This window comes from Pseudochelatococcus lubricantis (assembly GCF_011762225.1).
Lineage (GTDB): Bacteria > Pseudomonadota > Alphaproteobacteria > Rhizobiales > Beijerinckiaceae > Pseudochelatococcus > Pseudochelatococcus lubricantis.
In genome coordinates this window covers 529,949-555,970 of sequence record NZ_JAASQI010000002.1, presented here as the reverse complement: position 1 = coordinate 555,970, position 26,022 = coordinate 529,949, and the positions used below count along the sequence as shown (strand labels likewise).

Genomic DNA, 26,022 nt, shown 5'->3' with positions numbered 1-26,022 from the left:
ACCAGGAGAACCAAAGTGCAGATAGAATATCTGGAGGTCATTCCCCTCGACCTGAAGCTGGAGCAGACATACAGCGGAGGCACCTACAAGGTCGATTCCCGGCCGACGATCGTGACGCGCGTCTATCTTTCCAACGGAATCGTAGGCGAGACCTACGGCGGTGATGAGTTCCACACGCAGATGGAGATCGTCTCGGTCATCCGGGATCATCTCGATCCCCTCCTGCGTGGCGAGGACGTACGGGACCATCAGCGGCTGTGGTCGAAACTCTTCAACATCAATCTCGATCTCGGCAACAGGGGTCTCCATCAACTTGACATGCACCCGCGCGGCATCCTGCTGCAGGCCATCAGCGCGGTCGACAACGCGCTGTGGGACGCCCGCGGCAAGCTGTACGGCGTGCCCGTGTACAAGCTGCTCGGCGGCGCGCGGGACCGCGTTCCGGTCATATCAATAGGCGGATACTACCCCGTCGATGACACCGACCCTTGCGAGGCGATCGCGCAGGAGGTCGACCACGTCCGCGCGGCCGGCTGCATGGGCATCAAGATGAAGGTTGGCAGGATCGAGCTTGAGGCCGATCTGGAGCGTGTCCGCGCGGCGCGCAAGGCCGGCGGCCGGGACTTTATCCTCACCGTGGACTCGAACCAGGGCTGGGCTCCACACGACGCCATCAGGTTTTGCGTCGCGCTTGAGAAGCTCGACCTGAACGTGCGCTGGATCGAGGAGCCGCTTAAGTGGTGGGACCAGACCGACGGCCTGCGTCTCCTCGCCTCCAAGACAAATATCCCGATCAACGTCGGCCAGGGAGAGATTTCCGGCCGCGCGTGCCGGGACCTTATCACCAAGGGCGACGTCAACATCCTCAATCTCGATTGCACGCTGTGTGGCGGTATCACCGAGTGGCAGCGCGTTGCGGACATGGCGAGCCTGATGAATGTCGAGATGGCGCACCACGAGGAACCCCAGCTCGCTATCCACCTGATCGCGGGTAACCCGCACGGTCTGTTCGTCGAGATTTTCGCCGACCGTCGTCGCGACCCCCTGCTGTGGATGTTGCCGGAAAACTTCCCGATCATCGAGAATGGCTACATGAAGGCGCCGGACGCCCCCGGACTGGGCATCACGTTGAACCAGGATGTCATCGCGAAGTTCAGGATCGCGTAAAGCGCATCCCCCGCCGCCCTGCCGGCGTCCCGGAGCATGCCGCAGCTTCATGGAAGTGGCGACATGCTCACACCCCTTGGCTGGAGCAAGCGCCCGTCCATCGGATCGGGGTCGGATCGAGAAAATTTTGGGAGCCTGGAAGCGCAGTTACCGCTTGCGGTGGATGCGATGGAAAGGCTTGGCGAAAGCCACCACACAGATCAGCCTGACCGCCATCGCCTACAATTTCAAACGCAACTACACCATCCTGCGCGTTCAAGGCGCGTGAGCTACGGTCCGGAGAAGCGCATGTCGCCTGTCGACTTGCAATCAGACTAGCGGCGCCGTTCCGGCAATGGATGGAAGATCATGCTATCTCGGCGAGGATCGCCCGGGCGCGCTCAAGCACGGGCCGGTCCACCATCTTGCCGTCCACCTGCACGGCAGCGCCGGCGCTCGCCTCGATGGCGCTCACGATGCGCCGCGCCCAATCGATTTCCGCCTCCGAGGGAGCGAACCCGGCGTTGACGCGCGCGACCTGACTGGGATGGATGCACAGCTTGGCGGTGAAGCCGAGGTCGCGCGCCCGTGCGATGTCGGCTGCCAGGGCGCTCTCGTCCTGCAGCGCGACGGTGACACCGTCGATCGGCGGCGGCAGACCGGCGCGGCGGCAGGCGACGACGATCTGGAACCGGGCAGGATCCAGCACCGCGCCGGTGCCGGGGATCCGGGCATCCGCACCGAAATCGAGATTGCCGAAGGCCAGCCGCGCAACGCCTTGTGACGCGGCGACCGCACCAGCCTCTACCAGCCCGTCCACACTCTCGACAATCGCGATGAGCGGCCTGTCCGGCAGGGCCCGCGCCACGAGCGCGATGCTCTGCGTATCGGCCTTGGGCACCATGACGGCCGCCTGCGGACACTCGGCCAGCGCGGCAAGATCGGCCTCGAACCAAGGCGTGTCGGCGCCGTTGATACGGACGACGCCGATGCCGTCATCGACGAACCACTGCATCGCGTGCTGCCGGGCGAAGTCCTTGTCCTGCGGCCCGACCGCATCCTCCAAATCGATGATGATCCGGTGGGCGCCCGACGACGCGGCCTTGCCGAAACGGTCCGGGCGGTGCCCGGGAACAAAAAGGTAGCTGCGCGGATGATTCATCCTCTGCCCCTGCAAGGTGGGTGACCTCTTTTCCCGATGGGCGCTCAGGGCCGGAAGGCCGCTTCCGCGCGCATCGTCAGTTCGCCGTCAGGCCCCTTCGCCCAGAGCGACAGCCCGTCCCCGTTCTCCTGTCTCGCGGCCTCCACATGAAAACCGCGATCCACGAAAAGCGGCGCCATCGCCCGGAATTCGAAACGCGACAACGGCTGCTGCGGCCGCGAGCGCGTGGCAAGCCCGTGCAAAAGCGTGGCGATCAGCGGGCCGTGCACCACGAGGTCCGGATACCCTTCCTCCTCCCGCACATAGCGCTGGTCGTAGTGGATACGGTGTCCGTTCGAGGTGAGGGCCGAATAGCGGAACAGCAGCACCGGATCGGGTTGCACCGGCTCCGACCACTCCGCGCTCTCCGGCGCGGGCGCCGGGCGGGACTTGGCGGCACCGGGCGCAGGGGCGTCTCGATAGACGATGTCCTGCTCCTCCTCGATACAAACCGCCCCGTCATGCGCTATCGTATGGCGGACAGTGACGAAGACGAGCGTACCGGCGCTGCCGTTCTTGACCGCCACATTGGCGATCTCGCTGGTGCGGGCGACCGTGGGACCGACCGGCAGCGGCGCGTGATAGACGAGCCTTCCTCCGGCCCACATGCGCCGTGGCAGCTTCACGTCCGGCAGAAACCCGCCGCGCTTGGGATGGCCGTCCGGCCCGAGATGGCTGCGGCGTACGAACGGATTGAAGAACAGCCAGTGCCACCCCGGCGGAACCGTGCCGGTATCTCCGGGCACCGACTCCAGATCCAGCGTGGCGGCCAGGGCCTCCACACGATCCGCGGCTATCACTGCATGCGTCGTCTGCGTGCGGCCGATGGCGTCGGCGTAATCGTCGTCGCCGACCTTGTGGACCTCTTGCGACATGCTTTCCCCCCGATGTTCAATAGATAACCCGGTCCGCGACGAGTTCCTCGTATTCCTTCCGGCCGATGCCCAGAAGCTCACCGTAGACGTATGCCTCGTGCTCCCCAAGCTCCGGCGTTCCGCGCTCGATGCCCACCGTGCTTGCCGAGAAGCGGGCCGGAAAGCCGACGGCCGCGCGCTCGCCCTCACCAGCCGCCGCGACACGCACGATGGCGGCACGGGCGCGCAGATGCGGGTCGTTGACGATGTCCTCGGCGCTCCACGATACATGCGCCGGCACCCCGGCGCGCTGCAGCCGCTCGGCGGCATCGTCGGCATTCTGCGATGCGCTCCAGTGCGCCACGATGTCGTCCAGCGTCTCACGGCGCGCGTGGCGCTCCCCGGCAGTGACGAACCGCTGATCCATGGCAAGCTCGTGCCTGTTCATGACGGCGAGGAGCGCGTGCCATTGCGGCTCGGTTTCCACCGCGATGCTGAGCCAGCGATCCGGTTCGGCCGTCGCGAAAAGCCCGTGCGGCGCACGCCTGTAATCCTCGTTGCCCATGCGCTCCATGGTCACGCCCGCCGCGACCGCTACCAGCGCCTCTCCGATGAGCGAGGATGCAACCTCGCGTGCAGCAACGTCAACATGCGTCCCCTCACCCGTCCTGCGGCGCTGGTGCAGCGCCGCGACAGTCGCGAGGGCGGCATTGAGGCCCACCGAATGATCCATGACATGCCGCATCTCGACCGGGGGGCCGTCCCGATAGCCGGTGAGATAGCCGAGGCCGCCCCACGCGCCGAACAGCGGCGCATAGCCCGCGAAATGCGAATCCGGCCCAGTCTGACCCGACGACGACACCGACACCATGACGATGTCAGGCTTGACGGCGCGCAGGACATCGTAGCCGAGGCCAAGGCGCTTCATGACGCCGGCCCGGAAGCTCTCGGCGGCGACATCCGAAATGGCCACGAGCTGCTTGGCTATCGCTACTCCCTTCGGGTGCTTCATGTTGAGCCGGACGGAAAGCTTGTTCGACGCCACCTGATCGAAGCTCGCCGGCCCGGTGCGGCCGTACACGGTGTGCGGCTTGCGGAAAATGTCCGGACGCAGTGAGGTCTCGATCTTGATGCATTCCGCGCCGAGCTGGGACAGCATGTGGGTGCAGAACGGCCCTGCGGCATGCACGGTAAAGTCCGCTATGCGGATTCCTTGCAGAGGTTTCACGCGCTTTCCCTCTGATCCTGGCCGACACCGGGATGGCGGCGATGTTGCGCTGTGGGGCTGTCCGCCTCCAGCCCCTCCGGCAGGTCGCGCATCGGTAGCGGCTTGTCGCCGAAACGGAAGGGCGCGGTCTGGATGCGGCAGGCGCCGGCGCCGGGGACGTTAGCCTCGGCGAACAGCTCCCGCGCGTTTTCATGGCGCCCCGCCAGCACGTGGGCGGGCGAACCGTACCGTGCCATCGGCACGCCGAGTTCCTGGGCGCGGGCAACGAGTTCGTCCACCGGCTGATGGCGCGCCCACGCCCGGATCTGCCGGTTGAGGAAATCGCCGCGGGCGCTGCGTTCCGCGGGATCGGACAGGGCCTCGTCCAGCGCCCAGTCCGGACGACCCATCAGTTCGACAAGCCCCTGCCACTGGCGCTCCTCCAGCGTGAGAAGCTCCACATGGCCATCGAGGCACGCGATGACGCCGCCGTAGCGGAACGACCGGCTGACACGGTGCTCCAGCGACCCGTCGCCGTAACGCTGCACCATGAAGGCCCCCACGGCGACAGTGGCATCCTGCGCCGAGACGTCGACATATTGGCCCTTGCCGGCCCACAACGCGGCGAGCGCGGAGAGCGCCCCGGCTATGCCGCCCTGCATCTCGGCAAAGTGCCCGGCGATCTTCAACGGCGGACGATCCGGAAACAGGTCCGCCGACAGGCCGTTGGGCAGCAGGAAGCCCTCGCCGCTGGCGTGGATGACGTTGAGTTCGGCCCCTAGCCAGTCAGCCTTCGGACCCGTGGCGCCGAACGGCAGCACCGACAGGTGCACGACATGCGGGTGACTGGCCGCGATGCGCTCGGAGGAGAGGCCGAGCGCATCGCGCCCGCCGATCGGCGTATCGTCGATAAGGATGTGCGCCTCGCCGACGAGCCGGTCGAAGTCGGCGCGCCCCGCTGCGGTCGTCAGATCGCAGACCACACTGCGCTTGCCGGCTGAATGATAGGCGAAGAGCGCGCTCACCGCCGACTCAGGAGACAGGAACGGCGGTTCCCGCCTGAGCGGACTGAGGCCGGGCGGTTCGACCATGGTCACTTCCGCGCCCATGGCCGCGAGCAGGCGCCCGGCATAGGCCGCCGCGACGCCCGATGCGTGCTCCACGACCCTGATGCCGGAGAGGGGTAGTTGCGTGTCCATCGTCTTGCGCACTCCGGAACTGCAGCTTCAGCGCACGACCGGCAGGTCGAGGTCGAGGTTCGCACCGTCGAAGCTTACCTGGATCTGCGGGTCGCGGCTCGGCAGGATGACGGTGGCCAGCCCCGGCGTCGTCACCTCGCCGCGCTGGTTCTCGCCCCAGATCTCCAGATCGACCAGCGCATGCCCGTCCTTGATGTACTTGCGGCTGACGCGCCCCTTGCACCAGGTCGAATCGCCCATGGTGTTGAACCGGCGCATCTCCGTGCGGATGCGCTTGAGGAAGGCCGCGTCACCCATCCAGTTGGTGACCAGCGAACACATCCACGACGACCGCTGCGGGCCGTAGTCGTAGACGCCGGGCACGCCGACTTCCTTGGCGGTACTCTCACGGTGGTGACCGATGCCCGTATACTCGATGCCGCCGCCCGCCTCCGGGTTGCGGAAGAAGTGTCCTGGATGCTTCATCGCCGCCTTGAAGACGACACCGTGGGTGTGGCCGCGCCCGCAGCCGACCAGAAAGCCCATTGTATCCATCAGCGACAAGGGCCCGCGCACGATCGGATCGAGCTGCTCGCCCTCGCGCACGTCTTCCCAGTAGCGCACGTTACTGCCGCGCATGCGCTCCTCCTCGCGCAGGATCGCATCGTCGAGCTTCTCGAATTCTTCCGGCGTGTATTCGTAGGGCGTGATGTCCTTGTACTTGCCGGCATCGCGCGCGGCCTTGCGCTCATGGCGCGTGCAGGTGCCGAGCGCGCGGGCGACGAGTTCGCCGTGCTGGTTGACATAGGTCGCCTCGACATACTGGAGCACGAGACGGCCGGAGAACTTGCTCTCCTTCTCCTCGACGCCGACGACGCGCTCGATGGCGCTGATCCGGTCGCCGGGGCGGATGTGGCGGAACAGTTCCCAGTCGTTGCCAGCGTAGAAACCGTGGACGCCGGGCAGGCCCCAGCGCGTGCGCCCCACCCAGCCGAAGGCCATCGGGAACATCGGGTGGCCGACCTGGATGCCGAAGCGGGTGTTCCGGCCGTATTCCAGCTCGCGATAAAGCGGGTTCAGATCGCCGATGCCATTGCAGAAGTTTCGCAGGGTGTCGGTCGTCGCGTCCTGCAGGTACGGCCCTTCGGGGCGCAGTTGCAGGCCAATCATGGAGCGCGCGTTGGCGACCGCCTCGTCCGTGATCCTGCCCTCCGCGGGCGCGCCGCCGACGTCCTGCTTGTTCCTGTCAATCGTTTCTACCGTAGTCAAAGGTCCATCCTCCCTTGTGGATATGGTCGTTACGCCGTGGAGATCGCGGTCGCGGCGACGCAATGCGGGGCTGGCTCCGGCCGGGAATGCGCCGATCGCGTGCCGCCGGACACCGCTGCGGAAACCGGGGAGCCTGTCCCAACGCGCTTCCCTCAATCGGGAACGCATTGCGCCCCTGCCGGCAGACATCATGCACTTAATAATGCATTTTATATGAAACCGGTCAACCCGATTCTTTCCACCCGCCTTGCGCCGAATTTCTCCCGCTGCATCATCTATTTCATGCTGGTCAATGACTTCTGTCGCGCCGCAGAAAATGCTCGCTGGAGAATCAAATTCTCAGCGCAATCCAAGATATAATGCATTGTATGGAAATTCCTATGAAGCCGTAGCCGCTTCCGGCGCGCATTCCAATCAAGCGGAATCATCTGATCCACAAGCGCCCGCTCGTGATCGAAAGCCGAGAACCGGCCGGCGTTCTCGTGACCTGATAGCCTGTCGCAAGCACCTTCAGGCAACGTCGACATCAGGTCATGCGCGAATGGAACGCATGAGATAAAACAGCGATAATTTTTAAGCGTCTCTCTAAAACGTCCAGATGCCCTAGAATGTGTCCTGTTTACGTTGAAACAGGACACATTCTATATTTATTATTTTGAGCGAATGCTGATCGATCAGATAATTATATCTGATCGAAACACGCTCTAGATCCTGAATTCGGCGGCCGTCGTCACCTCGGCGAAGCGGCGGACACCCGCCAGCGCAAAGGCGTGCTCGTCATCGGTCGCGCCAGCGCAGCAATCTTCCAGCACAACGCAGTGGAAATCGCGGTCATGGCCTTCGCGCGCCGCCGCCTGCACGACGCCGTTCGTCGACACCCCGGTCAGCAGCAGCCGCCTGATGCCCTGCGCGCTCAGAAGCGGCTCAAGCGGCGTGCCGTAGAAGGGGCTGACGCGATGCTTGACGATATCCGCATCCCCGTCCTGCGGCGCGAAGTCCGCGTAGACTTCCGTGCCCCAGGTGCCGAGCTTGAAAAGGCCGTTGTCCCTGGCGCGGGAGAAGACCGGCGAGGCGGGCGGGCATTCCCGGTAATCGGGCGAAAAGCCGACGCGCACATAGCCGATCCGGATGCCCGCCTCGCGGGCGCGGGCAATGGCGTGCGCCGTATTGCGGTAAACGTCGCGCTCCCTGCATCTGGGCACATAGGTCCGGGCTCCGGCACCGTCGGGATGCACCAGGTCGTTGATCATGTCCATGACGAGCAGAATCGTGTCGGAAGGCATTGTCGGCTCCTTGGTTTGACGTCCCTTGTGGGGAATGAGGGCAAGGCGGAGTCCGGCAACGGAGGGCTAGGATCGCCCTGCCCTAGTCCGTGTAGCTCGCCTTGAATTCGTCCCAGCCGGCGCGGATGTGCATGCGCAGCGCCACGAGCAGCGCGGCTTCGTCGCGCACAATGAGCGCGCTCAGCATTTCCCGATGCTCGATCGAGGCGCGCTCGATCCGGTTGTCCAGCCGGTTGATGAGATCGAAGGGATAGCGCGCCCACAGGATGCGGACGAAACGCAATGTCTGCGGCAGCTCCGCGGCCATGTAGATCAGCTCGTGAAAACGGTAGTTGATGACGCGGACCGCCTCGCGGTCGTCTTTCTTCGCCGCTTCCTCGATCTGGCGCTGAAGCTCGCGCAACTCCTCCAGATGCTGCGGCGTGAGGCGGGCGAGAGCGGCAAGGACCAGCTTGGATTCGAGCATCATGCGTAAGTCCACGATCTCCTCGGTGGCGTGGATGTCGAACGGTGCCACCACCGCACCCCGGTGCGACGAGCCCAGCACGAATCCTTCCGCCTCCAGCAGCTTGATCGCCTCGCGCACCGGCGTGATGCTCGTGCCGATCTTCTCGGCGAGTTCCGCCTGCTTGAGCTTCGATCCGCGCGGGAAACGCCCAGATATGATACCTTCCCGCAGGTAGTCCGCGACCCGCTCTTCCTTCGTCTGATGCCTCAACTTGTTGCCCTTCCTCGCATATGGCCGACAAGGAATAGACTGGATAATCCTGCATGATGCAATCTTTCATCATCGGGATTCCGTCGAAGAGGCGGGAGCGAGGTCGACGCGCACCACCCGGTCCTCAAGCCCCGGCCCGGCGGCTGGATAAAAAGCGGCGATGCGGGGATCATGCGCGGGGATGACGTGATCGTCGCTGTCGGCGAGTTCCCTGATGCGGTCGTGCGCCGCGATCATGTCGGACAGGTTGAAGGCGACGGCGAACGGAACGCCGCGCTCGTATTCCTCGTAGTAGTGCAGCGCGTCCGACGCCAGCACGACCCAGCCGCGCGCCGTGCGCACGCGGACGATCTCCTGCCCGTCGCAATGGCCGCCGACCCAATGCACCGACACGCCGTCGGCGATCGTCCGGTCAAGGCCGTGCAGCGCGAGCCGTCCGGCATGCAGCAGATGGACGAGGCGGGCGATTTCGTCTGGCTCATAGGCGCGGCGGAACCACGGCTTTTCCATCCAGGGGCCGGTGACGTAGGCCATCTCCCGCGCCTGCATGAAAAACTGCGCCTTGGGAAAGGCATCGAGATGGCCGATGTGGTCGTAATGCGCGTGGGTCAGAATCACCGTCTCGACGCCTTCGGGCGCGACGCCGAGGTGTCGCAGCGCCTCGACCGGATGCAGGAGAATGCCATGTCCGTGGCGCTCGGCCTTGTCGGGATGCATTCCCGTGTCGACGACGATCACGCTCTCGCCGCTCTTCAGGACCCAATAGTAGAAGTCGAGCACCTGCGGCTCGTCGGGTTGCGTTTCGAGAATGAAATTCTGGCCGCGCACGCGCCGCGCATTCGTGCCGTAACGGATGGCGAAGATTTCGTACTCGGTGCGATTGTCTGATGCTTCGGACATGGCTGACCCCGCTGGCTTCCTCGCTTGATGCGCCCCGCTCAATGGGAGGCCGTCGCGCCTAGATAGGCGTCGATCGCCTCCTGGCGCGCGGCTTCGCCCTTCAGGTCCTGCGCGCGGCGCCACCCCACGATCCGTCCGCTGCGCAGGAAATGGACCTCGTCGCACAGCCGCATCGTCATGCGCAGATTCTGTTCGACGAGCACGATGGCAAGATGCGTCTCCCGGCGAATGGTCGCCAGCCGCTCGAACACACGGTGCACCAGCAGCGGCGCCAGCCCGAGCGAAGGCTCGTCGAGAAGCAGCAGGCGCGGGCCGGCCATCAGACCACGGCCAATGGCGAGCATCTGCTGCTCGCCACCGCTGAGCCGCCACGCCGGGCCGTCGGCCTTGTTGGCGATTTCGGGAAACATGTCGAGCACCATGTCGATGCGCGCGCGCCGGGCCACTCCCGGAACGTGATAGCCGCCGAGCACGAGGTTCTCGCGCACGGTCAGATTCCCCACGATCTCGCGGCCTTCGGGCACATAGACGATGCCTGCCTGCACCCGCTGGCGCGCCGGCAGGGACTGCACCGGCTCGCCGTCGAAGGTGATCTCGCCCGTGGCGGGCACGAGACCGGCGACGGCCTTCATGATCGATGACTTGCCCGCGCCGTTGGCGCCAAGCAGCGCCACGACGGAACCGGTGCCCACGTCGAACGACACGCGCTCGGCCGCCTGGGCCTTGGCGCCGTAATAGACGGAGAGATTGCGCACAGTGAGCAGGCTAGTCATCGTCGCTCCCCAGGTAGATGCGCACGACCTCGGGATCGTTTCTCACCGCCGCGGGTGTGCCGCAGGCGACGAATTCCCCGAAGTTGAGCACGTAGATGCGGTCGCAGATCGACATCACGAGGTCCATGTCGTGCTCGACGACCACCATCACGAGATCGGGTGTGGCGAGGTTGCGCAGCGCCCGTGTCAGGTCGCGCGTCTCGGCGTTGTTGAGCCCCGCCGCCGGTTCGTCAAGGAGCAGCACCGACGGACGCCCGACGATGGCGCGCACGATCTCGACCAGCCGCTGCATGCCGGGCGGAAGCTGCCCGGGCATCAGCGCCGCCGCGTCCGCCAGCCCCAGATCCGCCAGCGCGGCGAGCGCCGCCTCCCGCATGGCGTTGCGCTCCCGTCGCCCCCTCGGCAGGGGCAGGAACGCATCAAGCCATCCCGCATGAAATTTGCGTGACAGGCCGATCATCACGTTCTCAAGCACGGAAAGATCAGGGCAGAGAGCCACCGTCTGAAAACTGCGGACAATCCCCTTGCCGGCACGGGCCGCAGGTGACAGGCCGCCGAGCGGCTCGCCGGCATAGGTGATCGTGCCGCCCTGCGGCCTGTAGGCTCCGGTCAGGCAATTGAAGAGGCTCGTCTTGCCGGCGCCGTTCGGCCCGATCAACCCGGTAATTTCGCCCGGTCGAAACTCGACATCGAGCCCCTTGAGCACCTTGATGCCACCGAACGAAAGGGAGATGCCCCTGCCCTGCAGGGTCGCGGCATCAGCGTTCATGACACACCTCGCGCGCGACGGTGCATCATCCCGCCGATCTTCGGCAGATAATGTCCGCAAAGAATGACGGCGAGCAGCGCCAGACCGTAGAGAACCGGGATCCACGCACCGGACGCCGACAGGAGCTGCGGCACCAGCGTGAGGAAGGCCCCGCCGATCAGCGCGCGTGGCAGCGTGAGCCCATAGAAGCTGACGACCGATCCCACCAGCAGGAAAATCGCCGACCAGAGTGTGAATCCGCTGGGCGACACGGTCGAGCTTGCGAAGGCCAGCGTCGCGCCCGACAGTGCGGCAATGCCGGCGCTGATGCCCATGACGCTCACCCGCGCCCAGACTCGCCGCGTGCCGAACGCATCGGCGGCCGCAGGGTGCGAACGGGCGAGCAGCAGCTTCAGCCCCTGGCGCGAATGGCGAAGGCGGGCCAGCGCATAGGTGACGGCGACGAGCACGACGAGCGCGGCGTAGTAGCGCTGCAGCGACATGCCGACACCGGACACCACGGGGCGCGACACATAGAGCCCCTCGAAGCCGCCGGTCCATTCGTCGGCGTTGTTGATGATCTCCGGCAGCGCCAGCGCGAGCGCCATGGTCGAGACCGCGAGATAGATGCCGGAAAGCCTTCTGGACGGCCAGGCGAAGCAGATGCCGGATACGACCCCGAGCGCCAGCGCCACGGGCAGCCCGACAAGCAGCGATACCCCGAGGCGATGCTCCAGGATGGCGACGGAATAGGCTCCGACTGCGGCAAAGAAGCTGTGTCCGATCGACACCTCGCCGCCGTAGCGCACCAGAACGCTCACCGCCAGCACGCCAATACTGTTGGCGAAACAGACGCCCAATGTATAGGTCCAGGAACCCGTCACGGCGAACGGCAGGCATACCAGCACGGCGATGAGGACCGGCGTTGCCCACTGGCCGGCCTGCAGCCGCCAGTCGGAACCCGACCGAGCCGGGCGGCCGGATTGCACGACGCTCTCAGACACGCGACCCTCCCACTTTCGCAAGTGCCCCGTTGGGGAAGATGTTGAGCGCCAGCAGGATCACGCCGAGCAGGAAGGTGCTGCTGAACTCCGGCGATACGTAAAAGGTGAACAGGTTCATGAAGATGCCTATCAGGATACCGCCCACGAGACTGCCCGGCAGGCTTGCGAAGCCGCCGAGCACCGCGGCGGCGAAGGCCTGCAGCATGAACGTCGCGACCGTCGTGGAGCTGAGGAATGTCGTAGGCACGATGAGCAGAGCCCCGACGACGCCGAGTATCGCCGCCACGCACCACGCGAAAAGATGCACCGAACGCAGGTTCAGGCCGCACACCTCGGCGGCGAAGGCGTTGTCGGAGATAGCGCGGAAGGCAACGCCGAGCTTGGTGTAGTCGATGACGAAGAACAGGATGCCGATGGTGACCACGGCGACGAACAGCACCGTCAGGTCGTAGCCGGTTATCAGTAGTCCGAGGATGGACGCGCTGAAGCGCGGCACCGGCAGATCGAGGCTGACGATATCCGCACCGAACATCAGCAGCGTCGCACCCTGCACCACAAGCCCGACGCCCAGCGTTGCGATGGTGGCCGTGAGATCGGATTCGAACACCAGCGGCGCGATCAAGGCATAGCTCACAAACGCGATCGCGATCGCCGCAATGACAGCGAGCAGCACCGCCGCCCCCCACGAAAGCTCAAGCAGCAGGCCGCTGGAAAAGCCATAGACGAGAAACGCCGCGAAGCCCGCCACGTTGCCGTGGGAGAAGTTCACCACCCGCGAGCTTTTGAAGATCATCACCAGCCCCAGCGCGCCCAGCGCGTAGAGGCAGCCCGTGATGACGCCCGACCAGATCAGCGGAAACAGGTCGCGCAACACACTTCCGACGGTTTCGACAATGACAGTCATGATCCGTCTCCGGCCTGTGACCCGTCTTCCGCCATGGTGGCGTCCTCGACGAGCCGGATGACGCCGGGGAAGTAGCGTCCGCCCAGGCCCTTCTCGATCGCCTTCTGATAGTAGCGGCGCACGGTCTCGGCCGCCTTCAGCGGCACACCCGTCTCATGGGCGAGCTGGAAGACGTAATCGATGTCCTTCAGCACGTATTCAGGCGGGAAGGAGCGCTCGGGAAAGTCGCGCGGCAGCATCGACTTGCGCCCGTGATTGCGCAGCACGAAGCTGTCCCCGGAGCCTTTCGACACCGCATCGAGCAACACCTCGGGCGCCACGCCGGCCCGCTCGCCCAGCACGATCATCTCCGCCAGCGTCACGACATTCTCGAACACCAGCATGTTGTTGACGAGCTTGAGAACCTGACCCGCGCCGACATCGCCGCCGTGGGTAATATCGGTCGCGATGTAATCGAGCAGCGGCTTGATGCGCTCGAAGACAGGCGGCGGCGCGCCGACCATGACGCTGAGTTCGCCGCGCTGGGCCGCCTCACGGGTCCGCGCCACGGGAGCATCCGCGAAGGCGATGCCCTTGCGGGCGAGATCGGCCGCCACGGCGCGGGCGAGAGCGACGGGCGTCGTTGACAGATCGACCACGACAGCGCCCGCCTTGGCATGGGTCGCCACCGCCCCCTCTCGGCAGACCGACTCGACCTGCGGCCCGCCGGGCAGGGAGAGGAAGATCACGTCGGCCTCAGCCGCCAGGGCTTCGGGCGAGGTCGCCGGCTCGGCCTTCGTGTCCGCCAGGGCCTCCAGCGCCGCGGCCGACAGATCGAAGGCGATGACGCGGCACGGGTGCTTCAGCGCCACGTTGCGGCACATCGGGCCGCCCATGACGCCCAATCCGATAAATCCAATCGTCTCGGCGTTGCTCATATCATCAATCCATCAACATGCCGCCGTTCACGTCGAGAACGGTGCCGGTGATCCAGTTGGACGCGGGTGAACACAGAAAAAGGATGGCCTGCGCCACGTCCTCGGGCTGGCCGAAACGGCCGAGCGGCACGTTGCCGTTCGGGGACGGCGCGGCCCGTTGCGTAACCGTCTGCCACATCGGGGTCTCCACCGGCCCCGGCGCGACGACGCTCGCGAACACGCCATGCGGCGCGCCCGCCTTGGCAACCCATTTCATGAGGCCGTGTACCGCGGACTTCGCGGCGATATAGGCCGGCCCCGAAGCGACACCGCCGATTTTCGCGGCGATCGAGCCGAGGGCCACGATCTTGCCGGCCCCCTGCTCCATCATGACGGGAAAAACCTCCCGCAACGGGTTGACGACGCCCATCAGGTTCACGTCGAGGATCGCTCCCCACTCCTCGTCCGTCGCTTCGGTGAGGGAGCGGTGCGAGATCGTCCCGGCGCAGAGCACGAGAACATCGATGCGACCGACCGTGTCGAGGACCCACGACACCGTCGCGCGCGTCTCTTCGCGTGAGGTCACATCATACCTGCGGTACTTTACGCCGCTCGTGCCGAAATCCGTGTGCTCGACTATGTCGGTCGCCACTACCGTCGCCCCCGCCTCGGCGAGAGCGAGCGCCGTCGCCCTGCCGATGCCGCCGGCGGCGCCGGTGACCAGTGCGGTGCGACCGTCAAGGCGCGCCGGAGCACTAACCGGAATGTTGGCCATTCCTATCTCCTCATGAATTGAAAATCGTCATTGAAAGCCAGCGTGGAAAGCCAGCTCGCGCCCGCCCGTTGCACACCCGGCGTCAGCGCACTCAGTTGCCCGTCGTCGCGTCGAACACCACGGTGGGATACGGCCGGAAATCGCGCACCAGGACGAATTCCCCGTTCTGCGCCTGGATGATGCCCTCCTGGCGGGTGCCGCGATGGTCACCCGGACGGAAGGATACGCCGCGCGCGCCGCCGACGGCGGCGTTGTCGAGCGTTTCCAGCGCCGCGATCAGATTCTCGCGCGTCAGCGGCTTGCCGCTGTCGAGCAGGGCCTCGAATCCCTTGGAGAACACCGCCGCGTTGCTCCAGCCGTTGAGGCCGAACACGCCGACGGGATCATCGGGATAATACTTCTTGATGGCATCGCGGTACGCTGCGACCTGCGCATCGTCGCTTGAGACCGGCAGCAGCCAGGACGAGAAATAGGTGCCGTTCAGCAGATCGCCGGCCAGCTTGAACGTCGACGGGTCCGCGGTGAAGAACGGGGCAAACCATTTGACATTGAGTCCCTGAAGATCGGCGACCTTCAGCGCGGCGGCGAGGTTCGCGTTCGATCCGAACAGGATGACCGCTTCTGCGCCCGCATTCGCAACCCGACGGATATGCGGACTGAAGCTCGTCGTCTTGACGTCGAAGGAAACGGACTCGGCCGGCGTCAGCCCCTGCTCGGCCATATAGGCGTCGAAGCCGCGCTTGGCGGACTTGCCCAGCTCGTCGTTCTCCCACAGTAGCGCGATCTTCTTGAGCCCTAGCTCCTTGACAGCATAGTCCGCGTTCGCAGCGGCCGACCAGCCGTAATCCGGCAGCAGCGGGAACACGTTGCGCTCGACGAAGAACGCGCTCGCGCCGCCGATCGGCCCGATCATCGGCAGCCCGACCTCTTTCGCATAGGGAATCACCGCCGTATTGGTAGCAGTACCGACCGACGCCGCCAGGGCGAAGGCGCCGTTGTCCTCCACGAGCTGGCGGGTGACGGCGACGCTGCGGGCCGGATCATAGCCGTCGTCATAGGTGACGTAATTCACCGTCCAGCCCTTGATGCCGCCGTTCTCGTTCTGATGCTTGAAATGGGCTTCAGCGGCGTGGGTGAGGATGGAATAGAACGGGACCGGCCCGGTCACCGGCGTGAACGCGCCGACAGTCACCACCTTTTTTTGCTCGTCTATCCCCACCTGCTGGGCGCCGGCAGAGAAGGCCGCGCCAACCGACAGCGCCAGAGCAGCTGCGGCTACAATACTTTTTCGAACATGCACCTTCATTGTTTCCCTCCCCATCGAGCTGCCGTTAGGACAACCGCGCTTTCATCGAAGCGAAGAGCTGTTCCCCGGCATTGTTATGGACTCCCGGCAAGGCGTGCACCGCTGCTATCCCTCTTCGAGCGCGCCCCGCCAGTCTGCCAATCTTTTTTTGCAGGCTATTGCGACCAGACGTATCGGTCAACAAAAAATGCACCATGCATTATATGAATCTCTCGCTATTTTCGCTCCGCACAGGTGATCCGCAGCCGCCCTACCAAGCTGCCGGACGATGTCCTCTCGATAGCGCAAGGCTCGGCCCGTATACCCATCCTCTCAACCCGTCACTGCCCGGAGCCTCAGTTTGCGCCTGCAAACTGAGGCAACGCTAGATAATTAGCATCCTGAGCCTGAATGGCGCTGCGGCCATATCCGCGCGAATCGTCCCCCAAATTATACAGCGACATTTGCTTCAGGCAGCAGCAACCACGGCAATCGGCAACAACCATTGCACCAGGCGCCATCTCCATGCATTATGTAAAATGCATTATTTGGTCACTCCGCCATTGTGTTTGATTGGCGGTCGACACCTAAAGCGATAAGGAGAGGTAATGTTCACCGGGGTTCTCGCCAATCGGACCGTGCTCGAACTGGGCAGCATGATCGCCGCACCGTTCGCCACCCACATACTCAACCAGATGGGAGCGGAAGTGATCAAGATCGAACCGCCGTCAGGCGACACGACGCGCAAGCTGGTTCGGGGCGGCCCAAGCGGCACATACATCGCCTACAATCGCGGCAAGAAGAGCATCTGTCTGGACCTGCGGTCGGACCGCGGTCTGGAGATTTTTCACAAGCTGGTGAAGAACGCCGACGTCGTGGTGCACAATCTGTCCCCCGGCGCGGCGAGGCGGCTGGGCGTCAGCTACACAGGCTGCTCAGCCATCAACCCCGCTATCATCTATTGCCACATCAAGGGATACGGAGCCGGGCCGCTGTCGGAGGGCGTCGCCTCGAATCCGATCGCGGAAGCCGCCACGGGCGTCATGTATGCCAACCGCGTCGACGGCAGGCCGTCACGCCTTGGCCCCTCGTATCACGATCAATTCGCCGGCTGCTATGCCGTCATGGCCATTCTGTCGGCGCTTCTCGACGCAGGCGGGGATGCCAGGCGCCGCAACATCGAGCTTGGTCTCTATGAAACCGGCCTGCACATCGCAGCGCGTGAGCTTGTCGGTGTCCAGCTGAATTCACAGCTCCTCGGCCGGCAGGATCAGGAACCCTCCCCCGAGTTCAGCATTCCGGGATATGGCGCCTACGAGACCCGCGACAACCGGTGGATTTATCTGGTCATGCTCACCGATGAGCACTGGAGCAAGTTCTGCAAAGCAGCATCCGTGGCGACCGATCCCGAGCTGGCGACCCTGCGGCAGAGGCGAAAGAGCCGGCCGCAGGTCGAGCAGCTTGTGAGCGCGGCGGTCGAGACCTTCGACTACGACGAGCTTGCCCGCAAACTGTCGGAGGTTGGCGCCGGCTTTACCGAGGTCCTTTCCCCGGACAGGGTCCTCGACGCACCGCAGGCCCGCGAATCCGGAAAATACGCGCAATTCCCATTCTCGTGCTACGCGTTCGCGGCCCCGAACTTTCCGCTGCCGGCGCTAACGGGAGAAAACGTCGAGAACTCGCCGCCTCCGCTCCTCGGAGAGCATACATATGCCGTGCTCCAACAGATCGGGTATGAGGATAAAGAAATACGGTCGTTCATCACCGAAGGAGCAGCATTGACCGCCAACCACGACGCCGAACTGTGGGCGAAAGTGCGCGACGCCAAAGCGTAACAGCATGCAATCGCACTGTGCGTTCAGTTCCGCCGCCCATGCCGTCCGTTCCGGTGACGGCCACGGTTCCGGCTGATGGCCTTCGGTTCGCTCATCCTATCGGCGGGCTTTGCTGCGGCCCTGGTCTGGCAGTCGGCACGCGGCACCGTCGTGTCCTGGGTGGTGCAGGTCGATCGGCTCGGCCAGGCCCAGACGGTCGCCCCGGCGACGGCCGACTATCGCCCGACCGATCCGCAGATTGCTTTCCATCTCGGTCGCTTCATCGAGCAGGTCAGGAGCATCCCCGCCGACGCCATTATCGTCCGACAGAGCTGGCTCCGCGCCTATGAATGGACGACGGATCGCGGCGCGGCAGCGCTCAACGACTATGCCCGCGCCAACGACCCGTTTCACGAAGGTCGGCCGGAGCCAGGTCGCCGTCGAGGTCTCCAGCGTCATCCGAGCCTCCCCCCGACTCTTTCCGCGTCGCGTGGACCGAAAGGCACTATGAGAATGGTCAGTTCTCCACCACCGAGCGCTGGACCGCCATCCTGACCATCGTCATCCAGCCCCCGCGCGACGCCGAGCGGCTGCGCGACCTACAAACCGCCCGAAATCAGCTATGACGCCGACGTGCCGCCCTTGCCGGCCGTACTCACCGCCGTCACCGAAGATCAACGCGGCACATCCCGGTTTCGTGAAGACCGACCTTCATGGAGTCGACGCGCCCATGTCTCCTGAGCAGGGCGCCGAAACAAGTGTCAAGCTGGCACTCCTCGATGAACTGCGCCACGCCGGCCCCGTGTTCATGCTCGGATACTGCTACGGCGGTTCGATCGCCTGGGCGAGCGCCGGCCGCCTGAACGGGCTTTCGGCCGCCGTCTGCTACTATGGCGGCAAGCTCCCGACACTTGCCTCCGAGACGCCGCTTTGTCCGACACTCGTCCATCTCGGACGCGACGACAGCGAGATCCCGATGCGGTCGACCAGGGACGCACTGGAGCAGCATTCGGCCGTGGAGGTGCTGACCTACCCAGCAGGCCACGGCTTCAACTCCGACCGGCGCGCTGACTTCGACCAGCAATGCTCCGATCTCGCGTTCCGCGAGACTTTACGGCTTCTGGAAAAGCAAGGCATCCAGCGGCCGCCGGCAAGGGGCGAATGAACGCCACGAGACGTCATAGATCGTAGCTGCCTTTGTGAACGCTCACGCGCATCTGGAGCTTTATGAACCGTGTCGGCATCGCGGAGCTATTGTCAGTTTCTGACAATCATGCTACTCATTGTCAGAAACTGACAATGAGGAACGATCATGCAGGTTTTCATCACCGGTGCAAACGGATTCATTGGCTCCGCGGTTGTCTCCGAACTTCTGTCCACGGGCCATCAAGTGCTAGGGCTGGCGCGGTCCGAGGAAGCAGAGCGTGCGCTCCAGGCAGCGGGCGCCCAGGCTCAACGCGGTTCGCTCTCAGATCATGACAGTCTGCGCGCGGGCGCCGCCAGAGCCGACGGCGTCATCCATCTGGCGTTCAATCCCGACTATGCGAATTTCCAGCAAGCGTGCGATCTTGATCGACGCGCCATCGAGGTCATTGGCGAAGCCCTCGTCGGCACAAGCAAACCCTTTCTCGTTCCGAACGGATTGGCCGGCCTGGCTCCCGGACGGGTCGTGACGGAAGACGACGGCATCCCGGCGGATTACCGGTTCCCTCGTATGTCTGAACAGACTGCACTCCACATTGCCTCGCAGGGCGTCGCGGCATCGGTCGTCCGCTTGTCGCAGATCCATAACGCCGCCAGGCAGGGACTCGTCACGAGCCTGATCGAGGTCGCGCGGAGGACCGGCGTATCCGCCTATGTCGGCGATGGCGGCAATCGGTGGCCGGCGGCGCACCTCTCGGATGTGGCCCGGCTTTTCCGGCTGGTTCTCGAGGCTCCCGAAACCGGCGCAAGATACCACGCCGTCGCTGAAGAGGGGATCGAACTGCACGCCATTGCCGCGAAGATCGGCGATACACTCGGTCTCCCGACGAAATCGCTCCGCCCGGAGGAAGCCGAAGGCCATTTCGGACCTTTTGCTCTCTTCGCCAGCCAGGACATGCCGGCTTCGTCCAAGGCGACAGCCCGAAAGACGGGTTGGCATCCGACAGGTCCGGGCCTCCTGGATGATCTGGAAAAGATCGGCTGATCCCGGCGCCGCTCGAATAGACATACAAAAAAGGAACCCACCGTATGAGCCACGCCATCGATGACGACGAGCGTCTCGTTTCCATGATGCTGCAGAAGACCTTCTTCGTCATGCTTCGCACGACCGCCGATGCGACGCGCATCGCACCCGCCATGCACGACCATCATCGTTGGATCATCGCGCTGGAGAAGGAAGGCAGGATCTTTGCGTCCGGCCCTCTATCCGGGCGCGAGGGCGAGCCGGCAGGCGGCATGACCGTATTTCGGGCCGCCAGCCATGAAGACGCCGAGGCCATGGCTGGCGGCGATCCGCTGGTAACGAGCGGCGGCGTCACCTTCGAGATCAAACGATGGACCGTCAACGAGGGCCGGCTGATCCTGTCGGTCGATTTCTCCGACCGAAGCTTTGCTCTCGACTGAGCCCTTCTGGTGGTCGGATGTCGCTATGCCAAGCTCCCTTGTGTTGAGCGAGCCAGGCTGGCACATCCGTCACCGCGATGCCCTGAGCCACATTGAACGTGCTCTTCTTGTCCCACGCCACTCCGGTATCCCGCGCAAAGCCCAGATGATATTTCCGCATCCCGTCGTCCTCCGGATGCCCGGCGAATTCGGATCGAAGCTTATCCATATCCCAGAGGATGCGCTCTACGGGGCGGCCGAGATGACGGGACCGTCTCAGCGAGGCCAGTACAGGCGACTCGCATGCCGCTGCCGGCTTGGGATTTGCTTGTCACGACAGCGATGACGTCCTGGCAGCCATCGTCGCATGCGCCCACCAGACGAGTTCGTCGAGCGCCGTCTTGGCGGATGGCAGAAGGTTTGCCTCGATATCCTCGATCGGCTTGTTGCCGCCATGTGGCATGACGGCGAAGAAGTCACCCCCGCCGATATGGACGGCGGAACGTGTGGAGACCATCTGCAATTCGATGCCGATTGTTCGGAGATGCTCGACTGCGCGCGCCGCGCCGAGACCGCCATATCCAATGGCGGTGAACGGCTTTCGGTTCCATTCGTTGTAGGCCTGATCGAGCGCGTTCTTCAAAACGCCCGTGATGGAGCGATTGTACTCAGCAACGACGAAGATGTAACCATCGAAGCGATTAATGGTTTGCTGCCATCGGATCGCGTCCGGATTCTGGCTCGGCGCCCAGAGATTTGAGGCTACCTCGTCGAAGAAAGGCAGTGAATGATCGCGGAGATCGACGATTTCCGCTTCCATGTCGTCCCGGCTCTGCGCCTGCTTCAGCATCCATTGTGCGGGCCTGTCGGCAAAACGTGTCGGGCGCGTGGAGCCAATGATGATGGCGATGCGGGGTTTGCGTTGCATGTTCATATTACTCTTACCTCCCTGAAAACCGCAGCTTCGCTTCGTCCGTCACAGGCGTGAACAGGCTTACGAGCGTCCCTTCCGGATCGCGGAACTGAGCCGCGCGATTGCCCCAGGGCATGGTCTTGGGTTCCTGAACGACTTCGACCAGAGGCTTCAACCGTTCGTATTCCGCGTCCACATCATCGACCATGAATTCGAGGATCGCGGTGCGGTTGGCGGCAGGTTCCGCGCTGCCTTCGCTGAACAGGGGGACGGTCTGAACCCCGCCGATCGCCAGAGCCGCGGATGGGGTTACGATTTCCGCGAAAACAGGGGCAAGCCAGACCGCTTCTATGCCCGTCACGGTTTCGTAAAAGGAAACGACCGCTTTGAGATCGGAAGCGATCAGACGTGTTGATGCCAGTTTCATCTATTGAACTCCATATCCTTGATATTGCGCGCCGCCCCTATGGTGATCGCGGAAGCTTCTTGTGTGGTTTGCCCAAGGCAAAAGCGGTCTCAGAAGAAACGCTCGGCCTGAAAGAGGCCCGAATAGCGGCCCGCTGCCTGGGCGGTAAGCTCCTGCCATACGGTCTGGCTCTGTGAGATTCCCGTCTCGAAGGCCGTGTAGGTCGGCCACCAGAGCTGTCGAATCGCGACGATCGCGCTCGGTTCGTTCATAGGGTGAAGAGCAGGATCGGGCGTTGCGATGACATGCCTTGTCGCCGCCAGGGCCTGTCCGATCGCCCTTTCGTCATCCGATTTCCAAGGCTCTCTACCGACATTCGTGATGACCTGTATGAGCTTGATGGACACGGGCTGCTCGGATTCCCGCCAGAGCCACCTGCCGTCGCTGTGCCCTTCCGTCGGACGCTCTCCCGATCGGAGAACGTCTTCGTTCATGAAGCTCAGGCCGATGTTCTCCACGAAATTGGGTTCGTCGGCTTGCAGATACTCGCGATAGGCCTTGTCCGTCGACAAGCCTGCGACGTCCTCAGCGTTCTCAAGACCGACTTCGACCACGCCGTCGAGCTCTGCCTGCGCGGCCCTCAGATGGGGCGTGTCCATGCGATGGCTCTGTACATAGCTTGTCAGGTTCCGTATGCCGCGCCCCCATGTTCCGTGCGGGTGCCGCCAGTGGTCGTGAAATTGCTGCTTCGAGAGGTGCGGCTTGCTTCGGATGGTCACGAACATTTTTATCGGCGTCATGGTTTTACTCCGCGAAAGAGGAATGGTTCGTGTCAAACGCAGCGTTTCCGCTTCTGAACGACACATGAAATTGCAGGTCAGACAGGAATGCCGCAGCTTTTGGATGGACGATCCGACGAACCGTCCGGCGGCCGCTGCGAAGGACCAGGCCTAGACAGTTTCCAACCCTTGGCCGTTGGTCCCGAGCCAGCGTTGGGCGGATTCAAGGCTGGTGGCAGGCCCCTCGTTGAAGGCAAGGGGAATGCCGGGAGCAAGCCGGCGGACAGTGTCAACGATGATTTCGAAGACGGGCACGCTCTTGTGCGACAGGCGAACGCCGCCGCCGATGACGATGCAATCGTATCTGGTGGCGGACAGGGCCTGCGAGACTGTATCCGCCGCTGTTCTGTCCGGCTTGACCATGCACTGAGTGGCCTGCCAGCCATAGTCGCGTATGCGCTTGAGGCTTTCCAGCGTTCCAGCCCAGACCTTTTCCTTGTCAAGGCCTGCGGGTGTGCCCGGATCACTGTAGTCAACGCTGTCGGGGTCGTAGCCGATGACGAGAATGTGGGGCATGAGAGACTCCATTGTCAGTTTCTGCCAATGTAATGCGATTGGCAGAAACTGACAATGGTGCTATCAACGAATAATGGTTCAGAAGATCGAAAATGCGCGGGAGCGCTTTGGAAGGGCGGCGATCGAGGTTTTCCGCGATCGTGGCTACGCGGAGACGACCGTTGCCGATATCGCGGCGGCGGCCGGTCTGACAGAGCGGACCTTTTTCCGCTACTTCATCGACAAGCCGGAGGTTCTCTTCTGGCGGGCGGACGAGCTGGAGGCAGAAATCATCGGGGCCGTTCGTGAGGCCGAAGACGCTCGCCCGCTCGAGGTGGTCGTCAGCGCCCTGGAGACGGCCGGCAATTTCTTCGATGCAAACCGGGCCGATGTTATCGCCCGGCAGGCCATCGTCGCAGCCAACGCCGAGTTCCACGAGCGCGAGCTGATGAAAATGCGCTCGCTCGCTGCCGCGATCGCAACGACCCTGGAGGAGCGGGCCATTCCGACCCATCTTGCAGTAATGGCTGCCGAGGTGGGCGTCCTGATATGGCGAATTGCGATCGATCGATGGTGTTCGGACGGTTCCTCAGCAGATTTCGGAACCCATGTCCGCGCATCGTTGAAGGACCTGGTCGCGGTCGCGATTGATCAGACTTGTGACCTGCCCTCTGAAAAGTGATCCTTCATGAACCATGCCGCACCCGGAACGGGCGTTCGCGTTTCTCGTCGGCATCGACTTTGATGCCGCCATCGACATGAATATCGCCGACTTACACGTTATGATGCCTGCCAGACGGCCAAGTTGAGAGGGCTTGATCGGCGACCGCCATCAACACCTCTCTGGAGAATCCTGCCTTGGCCTGCACGGCAACGCCGTGAAGGATCGCCATGAGATAGGCCGCCAAGGTTCCGCTATCAGCAGTGTCCGGCAGGTCTCCTTCGGCTTTGGCCCGCTCGAAGCGCGTGCGAAGCGCCGCCTCGCCGGACGCTCGGGCATCGATCAAGGCTTTGCGAATGGGCTCGGCGTTGTCCGAACACGCCAAAGCTCCGTTGACCCCGAAGCATCCGGTATGGTCCGGATAGCGTGTGCAAAGCTCCACCGCGCCGCGAAGGATATAAGCCGCCACATCGTAGGAAGTCGGCTGCTTCAGGCCCTCGGGGACATAATCCATATAGCGCTCGTAATAGCGCTGAAGCGCGAGACGAAACAATTCCTCCTTGTTTCCGTAGGCCGCATAGAGGGCTGGCCGCTCCACGCCGGTCGCCTGCGTCAGATCCGCGTAAGAGGCGCCCTCGAATCCCTTGCGCCAGAAGACCGCCAGCGCGGCGTCCAGCGCCTCATCGACATCGAATTCGCGCGGCCGTCCCATCAAGTCACCCGGATCATTTTCATAATGATCATTATTAAACGGCTTGACTCCGCCTGTCCAGATTTCGTAGCCCTATTGCGTAACGCTCGTTATGAAACCGTGCCCGTAGCCGCAACGCCCCGTTTATCCACCGCCGGCGACGTAATTCACCCATCATGCTCAAGGAAGGATCACCCATGTCGAAACCACTGTCGGGCAAAGTCGCCCTTGTCACCGGAGGCTCGCGCGGTCTGGGAGCCGCCACGGCCGAGGCCCTTGCCGACCAGGGGGCCGATATCGCCATCAGCTATATGTCGTCGGCGGAGAAGGCTGAGGCAGTCGTCGAAAAGCTGAAGGCTAAGGGCACGCGCGCTCTTGCCATCAAAAGCGACCAGGCTGACCTGAGCGCCGCCAAGCCGCTGATCGATACGGTTCTGGCTCACTTTGGTAAGCTCGACATTCTCGTAAACAACGCCGCGATCGCCGTTCAAGGCAAACTGGTCGACGATCCGGAACTCGACGTAGCGGGTCTCGATCGTCAGTGGCAGGTCAACGTCCTTGGCTCTGTCGCGACCACGCGGGCCGCAGCGCAGAAGCTCCCCGATGGAGGAAGAATCATCTTCATCGGCTCAACCCTCGGCACTCGTGTTCCCTTCCCCGGTGTAGCGGACTATGCCGGCACCAAATCGGCGGTGCTCGGCTACGCCAGAGGCGTGGCTCGCGATCTGGGACGGCGCAACATCACCGTGAACGTCATTCAGCCGGGCATCATGCCCACCGACATGGCCGCCGGCGTTGCAGATAATCTTCCCGATGCGATCATGGATCTGCACCCCATCCGTCGCATCGCAACGCTTGAAGAAGTGGCCGCGACGGTCTGCTTCTTCGCAGGACCGAATGCGAGCTACATCACGGGCGGCGTCGTTGATATCGGTGGCGGAGTGCAGATCTAGGGTTTCTGCTCCACCGTCAAACTTGCAATTCTTCGTGGCTATCAAACGCAAGGCGCCCCAAGGCGGCGAAGCCGTCCTTGGAGCGCAAACGATGATTGTGGCCTAAATGGCGCGGATTCTCCACTCGGAGATTTTTCCGTCCCGGAGAGTAAAGATGAATCTGCCTGGCCCGGTGTAGAAATTGCTCTTCCAATCGGCGATGAGGTGGATTTCCGTTCCGTGCGTTTCGACGCCTTGAACGGTCATGACACCTTTGGCTCCGATCAGTTCGCGGTCGGACCAGGTCTTGATCTCGGCCTTACCGACGTATCGATCACCGTTGTCGTCGACAACGCTGTCCTCGGTCAGAAGCGCGAGATACCCTTCGGTGTCTCCACCATTGACGACAGAAACGAGCGCATCGAGAGGCGCGGGGATAGCTATAGCATTCATTTCAGTCTCCTTATTCTGCGCGATGACTGGTGCAGCACTGAGCGAAATAAGGGCCGCTGCGATCCCGATGTTCAGAAGCCACTTCATTGGC

General features: G+C 63.6%; 29 protein-coding genes and 2 pseudogenes. 10 read left to right on the top strand and 21 right to left on the bottom strand.

Translation table 11 applies throughout. From position 1 onward, the window contains the following. Positions 1-15 precede the first annotated feature (15 nt). Both FHS82_RS06565 and FHS82_RS21490 read left to right on the top strand, forming a co-directional pair. Positions 16-1,167: an enolase C-terminal domain-like protein gene (locus FHS82_RS06565; protein WP_166950059.1), complete on the top strand. Its 1,152-nt coding sequence runs from the start codon at positions 16-18 to the stop codon at positions 1,165-1,167. Next, a pseudogene (locus tag FHS82_RS21490) lies at positions 1,139-1,342 on the top strand (hypothetical protein); the annotation flags it as partial. The gene FHS82_RS06565 and the pseudogene FHS82_RS21490, both read left to right, overlap by 29 nt. Before the next feature lie 171 nt (positions 1,343-1,513). Here FHS82_RS21490 and FHS82_RS06555 read toward each other — a convergent pair. From FHS82_RS06555 to FHS82_RS06535, 5 genes are read right to left on the bottom strand one after another with little or no spacing between them, the layout of a single operon-like run. After that, on the bottom strand, positions 1,514-2,308 hold the full coding sequence (locus tag FHS82_RS06555; protein WP_166950057.1) for an HpcH/HpaI aldolase/citrate lyase family protein: 795 nt from the start codon (positions 2,306-2,308) through the stop codon (positions 1,514-1,516). Positions 2,309-2,352: 44 nt separating this feature from the next. Further along, entirely contained in the window at positions 2,353-3,222 is an 870-nt protein-coding gene (locus FHS82_RS06550) for an HTD2 family dehydratase (protein WP_166950054.1), read from the bottom strand. 16 nt (positions 3,223-3,238) lie between these two features. Then, complete coding sequence (locus tag FHS82_RS06545; RefSeq protein ID WP_166950052.1) at positions 3,239-4,429, bottom strand: CoA transferase; 1,191 nt, start codon at positions 4,427-4,429, stop codon at positions 3,239-3,241. Further along, positions 4,426-5,619 carry a CoA transferase gene (locus tag FHS82_RS06540; RefSeq protein ID WP_343042516.1) on the bottom strand — a complete coding sequence of 398 codons (1,194 nt, stop codon included), beginning with the start codon at positions 5,617-5,619 and terminating at the stop codon, positions 4,426-4,428. The genes FHS82_RS06545 and FHS82_RS06540 overlap by 4 nt, the downstream gene beginning before the upstream one ends. A gap of 15 nt (positions 5,620-5,634) precedes the next feature. Beyond that, a complete protein-coding gene (locus FHS82_RS06535) occupies positions 5,635-6,855 on the bottom strand; it encodes an FAS1-like dehydratase domain-containing protein (protein ID WP_166950048.1) in 1,221 nt (406 codons plus the stop codon). A gap of 36 nt (positions 6,856-6,891) precedes the next feature. Between FHS82_RS06535 and FHS82_RS06530 the strand changes: the two genes are divergently transcribed. Further along, positions 6,892-7,215: a hypothetical protein gene (locus FHS82_RS06530; protein WP_166950046.1), complete on the top strand. Its 324-nt coding sequence runs from the start codon at positions 6,892-6,894 to the stop codon at positions 7,213-7,215. A 344-nt stretch (positions 7,216-7,559) separates the two neighbouring features. Here the strand turns inward: FHS82_RS06530 and FHS82_RS06525 are convergent, their stop codons facing one another. The 10 genes from FHS82_RS06525 to FHS82_RS06480 all read right to left on the bottom strand — a co-directional run bounded on the left by FHS82_RS06525 (position 7,560) and on the right by FHS82_RS06480 (position 16,162). Continuing rightward, a complete protein-coding gene (locus tag FHS82_RS06525; protein WP_166950044.1) occupies positions 7,560-8,138 on the bottom strand; it encodes a cysteine hydrolase family protein in 579 nt (192 codons plus the stop codon). An 82-nt stretch (positions 8,139-8,220) separates the two neighbouring features. Then, complete coding sequence (locus tag FHS82_RS06520; protein WP_166950042.1) at positions 8,221-8,856, bottom strand: GntR family transcriptional regulator; 636 nt, start codon at positions 8,854-8,856, stop codon at positions 8,221-8,223. A 69-nt stretch (positions 8,857-8,925) separates the two neighbouring features. After that, on the bottom strand, positions 8,926-9,756 hold the full coding sequence (locus FHS82_RS06515; protein ID WP_166950040.1) for an N-acyl homoserine lactonase family protein: 831 nt from the start codon (positions 9,754-9,756) through the stop codon (positions 8,926-8,928). Positions 9,757-9,794: 38 nt separating this feature from the next. Continuing rightward, positions 9,795-10,529, bottom strand: a complete 735-nt coding sequence (locus FHS82_RS06510) for an ABC transporter ATP-binding protein (protein ID WP_166950038.1) — start codon at positions 10,527-10,529, stop codon at positions 9,795-9,797. Beyond that, positions 10,522-11,298, bottom strand: coding sequence for an ABC transporter ATP-binding protein (locus FHS82_RS06505; protein ID WP_166950036.1), 777 nt, complete (start codon positions 11,296-11,298; stop codon positions 10,522-10,524). Before FHS82_RS06505 ends, FHS82_RS06510 begins: the two co-directional genes overlap by 8 nt. Next, the gene (locus FHS82_RS06500; RefSeq protein ID WP_343042515.1) at positions 11,295-12,281 is read right to left on the bottom strand and encodes a branched-chain amino acid ABC transporter permease; all 987 of its coding nucleotides are present in this window, start codon (positions 12,279-12,281) and stop codon (positions 11,295-11,297) included. Before FHS82_RS06500 ends, FHS82_RS06505 begins: the two co-directional genes overlap by 4 nt. Beyond that, positions 12,274-13,185 carry a branched-chain amino acid ABC transporter permease gene (locus FHS82_RS06495; RefSeq protein WP_166950034.1) on the bottom strand — a complete coding sequence of 304 codons (912 nt, stop codon included), beginning with the start codon at positions 13,183-13,185 and terminating at the stop codon, positions 12,274-12,276. Before FHS82_RS06495 ends, FHS82_RS06500 begins: the two co-directional genes overlap by 8 nt. Then, positions 13,182-14,102, bottom strand: coding sequence for an NAD(P)-dependent oxidoreductase (locus FHS82_RS06490; RefSeq protein ID WP_166950032.1), 921 nt, complete (start codon positions 14,100-14,102; stop codon positions 13,182-13,184). Before FHS82_RS06490 ends, FHS82_RS06495 begins: the two co-directional genes overlap by 4 nt. A 4-nt stretch (positions 14,103-14,106) precedes the next feature. After that, the gene (locus tag FHS82_RS06485) at positions 14,107-14,856 is read right to left on the bottom strand and encodes an SDR family NAD(P)-dependent oxidoreductase (protein ID WP_166950030.1); all 750 of its coding nucleotides are present in this window, start codon (positions 14,854-14,856) and stop codon (positions 14,107-14,109) included. Positions 14,857-14,947: 91 nt separating this feature from the next. Further along, entirely contained in the window at positions 14,948-16,162 is a 1,215-nt protein-coding gene (locus FHS82_RS06480) for an ABC transporter substrate-binding protein (RefSeq protein ID WP_166950028.1), read from the bottom strand. Positions 16,163-16,749: 587 nt separating this feature from the next. Here FHS82_RS06480 and FHS82_RS06475 point away from each other — a divergent pair. The 5 genes and pseudogenes from FHS82_RS06475 to FHS82_RS06455 all read left to right on the top strand — a co-directional run bounded on the left by FHS82_RS06475 (position 16,750) and on the right by FHS82_RS06455 (position 20,562). Further along, the gene (locus tag FHS82_RS06475) at positions 16,750-17,976 is read left to right on the top strand and encodes a CaiB/BaiF CoA transferase family protein (RefSeq protein WP_166950026.1); all 1,227 of its coding nucleotides are present in this window, start codon (positions 16,750-16,752) and stop codon (positions 17,974-17,976) included. Between the two features lie 75 nt (positions 17,977-18,051). Then, positions 18,052-18,581: pseudogene (gene trbF / locus FHS82_RS06470) on the top strand (conjugal transfer protein TrbF). A gap of 104 nt (positions 18,582-18,685) precedes the next feature. After that, positions 18,686-19,120 carry a dienelactone hydrolase family protein gene (locus FHS82_RS06465; protein ID WP_166950024.1) on the top strand — a complete coding sequence of 145 codons (435 nt, stop codon included), beginning with the start codon at positions 18,686-18,688 and terminating at the stop codon, positions 19,118-19,120. Between the two features lie 147 nt (positions 19,121-19,267). Continuing rightward, positions 19,268-20,143: an SDR family oxidoreductase gene (locus tag FHS82_RS06460; RefSeq protein WP_166950022.1), complete on the top strand. Its 876-nt coding sequence runs from the start codon at positions 19,268-19,270 to the stop codon at positions 20,141-20,143. 44 nt (positions 20,144-20,187) lie between these two features. Next, positions 20,188-20,562, top strand: coding sequence for a YciI family protein (locus FHS82_RS06455; RefSeq protein WP_166950020.1), 375 nt, complete (start codon positions 20,188-20,190; stop codon positions 20,560-20,562). A gap of 310 nt (positions 20,563-20,872) precedes the next feature. On the opposite strand, the gene FHS82_RS06445 is transcribed toward FHS82_RS06455, so the two are convergent. The 4 genes from FHS82_RS06445 to FHS82_RS06430 all read right to left on the bottom strand — a co-directional run bounded on the left by FHS82_RS06445 (position 20,873) and on the right by FHS82_RS06430 (position 23,215). Further along, complete coding sequence (locus FHS82_RS06445) at positions 20,873-21,469, bottom strand: NADPH-dependent FMN reductase (protein WP_166950018.1); 597 nt, start codon at positions 21,467-21,469, stop codon at positions 20,873-20,875. Positions 21,470-21,482: 13 nt separating this feature from the next. Next, the gene (locus FHS82_RS06440) at positions 21,483-21,881 is read right to left on the bottom strand and encodes a VOC family protein (protein ID WP_166950016.1); all 399 of its coding nucleotides are present in this window, start codon (positions 21,879-21,881) and stop codon (positions 21,483-21,485) included. Positions 21,882-21,970: 89 nt separating this feature from the next. Continuing rightward, positions 21,971-22,660: an EthD domain-containing protein gene (locus FHS82_RS06435; RefSeq protein WP_166950014.1), complete on the bottom strand. Its 690-nt coding sequence runs from the start codon at positions 22,658-22,660 to the stop codon at positions 21,971-21,973. A gap of 150 nt (positions 22,661-22,810) precedes the next feature. Continuing rightward, a complete protein-coding gene (locus FHS82_RS06430; RefSeq protein WP_166950012.1) occupies positions 22,811-23,215 on the bottom strand; it encodes a hypothetical protein in 405 nt (134 codons plus the stop codon). A gap of 73 nt (positions 23,216-23,288) precedes the next feature. Here FHS82_RS06430 and FHS82_RS06425 point away from each other — a divergent pair, with 73 nt between their 5' ends. Next, positions 23,289-23,876: a TetR/AcrR family transcriptional regulator gene (locus FHS82_RS06425; protein WP_166950010.1), complete on the top strand. Its 588-nt coding sequence runs from the start codon at positions 23,289-23,291 to the stop codon at positions 23,874-23,876. 91 nt (positions 23,877-23,967) lie between these two features. On the opposite strand, the gene FHS82_RS06420 is transcribed toward FHS82_RS06425, so the two are convergent. After that, positions 23,968-24,567 (bottom strand): TetR/AcrR family transcriptional regulator, encoded by a 600-nt coding sequence (locus tag FHS82_RS06420; RefSeq protein ID WP_166950008.1) that lies wholly within the window; start codon positions 24,565-24,567, stop codon positions 23,968-23,970. 176 nt (positions 24,568-24,743) lie between these two features. On the opposite strand from FHS82_RS06420, the gene FHS82_RS06415 reads away from it, so the two are divergent. Continuing rightward, on the top strand, positions 24,744-25,499 hold the full coding sequence (locus tag FHS82_RS06415) for an SDR family NAD(P)-dependent oxidoreductase (protein ID WP_166950007.1): 756 nt from the start codon (positions 24,744-24,746) through the stop codon (positions 25,497-25,499). A 102-nt stretch (positions 25,500-25,601) separates the two neighbouring features. Here the strand turns inward: FHS82_RS06415 and FHS82_RS06410 are convergent, their stop codons facing one another. Next, positions 25,602-26,018, bottom strand: a complete 417-nt coding sequence (locus FHS82_RS06410) for a nuclear transport factor 2 family protein (RefSeq protein WP_166950006.1) — start codon at positions 26,016-26,018, stop codon at positions 25,602-25,604. Positions 26,019-26,022: the final 4 nt, after the last annotated feature.

Excerpts from the sequence above, each read along its gene's own strand:
- FHS82_RS06555 (WP_166950057.1), bottom strand. The coding sequence starts at position 2,308 with ATGAATCATCCGCGCAGCTACCTTTTTGTTCCCGGGCACCGCCCGGAC.
- FHS82_RS06550 (WP_166950054.1), bottom strand. The coding sequence starts at position 3,222 with ATGTCGCAAGAGGTCCACAAGGTCGGCGACGACGATTACGCCGACGCC.
- FHS82_RS06525 (WP_166950044.1), bottom strand. The coding sequence starts at position 8,138 with ATGCCTTCCGACACGATTCTGCTCGTCATGGACATGATCAACGACCTG.
- FHS82_RS06515 (WP_166950040.1), bottom strand. The coding sequence starts at position 9,756 with ATGTCCGAAGCATCAGACAATCGCACCGAGTACGAAATCTTCGCCATC.
- FHS82_RS06510 (WP_166950038.1), bottom strand. The coding sequence starts at position 10,529 with ATGACTAGCCTGCTCACTGTGCGCAATCTCTCCGTCTATTACGGCGCC.
- FHS82_RS06505 (WP_166950036.1), bottom strand. The coding sequence starts at position 11,298 with ATGAACGCTGATGCCGCGACCCTGCAGGGCAGGGGCATCTCCCTTTCG.
- FHS82_RS06495 (WP_166950034.1), bottom strand. The coding sequence starts at position 13,185 with ATGACTGTCATTGTCGAAACCGTCGGAAGTGTGTTGCGCGACCTGTTT.
- FHS82_RS06490 (WP_166950032.1), bottom strand. The coding sequence starts at position 14,102 with ATGAGCAACGCCGAGACGATTGGATTTATCGGATTGGGCGTCATGGGC.
- FHS82_RS06485 (WP_166950030.1), bottom strand. The coding sequence starts at position 14,856 with ATGGCCAACATTCCGGTTAGTGCTCCGGCGCGCCTTGACGGTCGCACC.
- FHS82_RS06480 (WP_166950028.1), bottom strand. The coding sequence starts at position 16,162 with ATGAAGGTGCATGTTCGAAAAAGTATTGTAGCCGCAGCTGCTCTGGCG.
- FHS82_RS06475 (WP_166950026.1), top strand. The coding sequence starts at position 16,750 with ATGTTCACCGGGGTTCTCGCCAATCGGACCGTGCTCGAACTGGGCAGC.
- FHS82_RS06465 (WP_166950024.1), top strand. The coding sequence starts at position 18,686 with ATGTCTCCTGAGCAGGGCGCCGAAACAAGTGTCAAGCTGGCACTCCTC.
- FHS82_RS06460 (WP_166950022.1), top strand. The coding sequence starts at position 19,268 with ATGCAGGTTTTCATCACCGGTGCAAACGGATTCATTGGCTCCGCGGTT.
- FHS82_RS06455 (WP_166950020.1), top strand. The coding sequence starts at position 20,188 with ATGAGCCACGCCATCGATGACGACGAGCGTCTCGTTTCCATGATGCTG.
- FHS82_RS06445 (WP_166950018.1), bottom strand. The coding sequence starts at position 21,469 with ATGCAACGCAAACCCCGCATCGCCATCATCATTGGCTCCACGCGCCCG.
- FHS82_RS06440 (WP_166950016.1), bottom strand. The coding sequence starts at position 21,881 with ATGAAACTGGCATCAACACGTCTGATCGCTTCCGATCTCAAAGCGGTC.
- FHS82_RS06435 (WP_166950014.1), bottom strand. The coding sequence starts at position 22,660 with ATGACGCCGATAAAAATGTTCGTGACCATCCGAAGCAAGCCGCACCTC.
- FHS82_RS06430 (WP_166950012.1), bottom strand. The coding sequence starts at position 23,215 with ATGCCCCACATTCTCGTCATCGGCTACGACCCCGACAGCGTTGACTAC.
- FHS82_RS06425 (WP_166950010.1), top strand. The coding sequence starts at position 23,289 with ATGGTTCAGAAGATCGAAAATGCGCGGGAGCGCTTTGGAAGGGCGGCG.
- FHS82_RS06420 (WP_166950008.1), bottom strand. The coding sequence starts at position 24,567 with ATGGGACGGCCGCGCGAATTCGATGTCGATGAGGCGCTGGACGCCGCG.
- FHS82_RS06415 (WP_166950007.1), top strand. The coding sequence starts at position 24,744 with ATGTCGAAACCACTGTCGGGCAAAGTCGCCCTTGTCACCGGAGGCTCG.
- FHS82_RS06410 (WP_166950006.1), bottom strand. The coding sequence starts at position 26,018 with ATGAAGTGGCTTCTGAACATCGGGATCGCAGCGGCCCTTATTTCGCTC.